1 protein-coding gene is annotated in these 1,033 nt (G+C 76.8%); it reads left to right on the top strand.

Going from position 1 to position 1,033, the window contains the following annotated elements; translation table 11 throughout:
* A partial coding sequence (locus tag HGA02_RS19990) for a Gfo/Idh/MocA family protein (RefSeq protein ID WP_168681177.1) occupies positions 1 to 1,033 on the top strand: 1,033 nt, incomplete at both ends.

A 1,033-nucleotide genomic window follows, 5' to 3' on the forward strand; every position in this document is an offset into this window, starting at 1 on the left:
GTCCGGCGCGTCGCCGCGCTCGCCGCCGACCGGCGGGCCGTGCTGTCGGGCGTCGTCGACCCGCGACCCGTCGACGGCGTCGCCGACGTGCCGCCCGGCACCCCGTGGTTCCCGTCGCTCGACGCGCTGCTCGAGGTCCAGCGGCCCGACGTGGTCGTGCTGTCCACCCCCATCCCCACGCACCTGCCGCTCGCGTCGGCCGCGCTGCGCGCCGGGTGCGACGTACTGCTCGAGAAGCCCACGACCGCGTCGCTCGCCGAGCACGCCGCGCTGCTCGACGTCGTCGCCGAGACCGGCCGGCGCTGCCAGGTCGGGTTCCAGACGTTCGGGTCGGGCGCCGTCGACGAGGTCGTGCGGATCGTCGCGTCCGGCGAGCTCGGCGACGTCGTGTCCGTCGGGGCCGTCGGCACCTGGGTCCGCACGGTGGCCTACTACCAGCGGGCCGCGTGGGCCGGGCGGCGCACGCTCGACGGCGTCGAGGTCGTCGACGGGGTCGTCACCAACCCGCTCGCGCACGCGGTCGCGACCGCGCTGCTGGTCGCCGGGGCCCGGACCGTCGAGGACGTCGCCGACGTCGAGGTCGACCTCTTCCACGCGCACGACATCGAGGCCGACGACACGTCGTCCGTCGTCGTGACCACCCGCACCGGCCAGCGCGTCGCCGCCGGGCTCACCGTGTGCGCACCGGAGCGGACGCCCGCGCGCGTGCTCGTCACCGGGACGCAGGGCTCGCTCACGCTCCTCTACGAGCAGGACACGATCGAGGTCCGCTCGCCGCGCGGCACGCGTCGCATCACCACCGGGCGCGTCGACCTCCTCACGCAGCTGCTCGACGCCCGCCGGTCCGACGACGTGCCGCTGCGCTGCTCCGTCGCCGACACCGGCGCGTTCATGCGCGTCCTCGAGGCCGTGCGCACCGCGCCCGACCCCGCGTCGATCGCCGCCGAGCACCGCACGTGGCGGGGGAGCGGGCCCGACGCGTGGCCGGTCGTCACCGACGTCGCCGACTGGTGCGAGCGCGTCGCCGCCGAGG

The organism is Cellulomonas septica, from assembly GCF_012396155.1.
Classification (GTDB): Bacteria; Actinomycetota; Actinomycetes; order Actinomycetales; family Cellulomonadaceae; genus Cellulomonas; species Cellulomonas septica.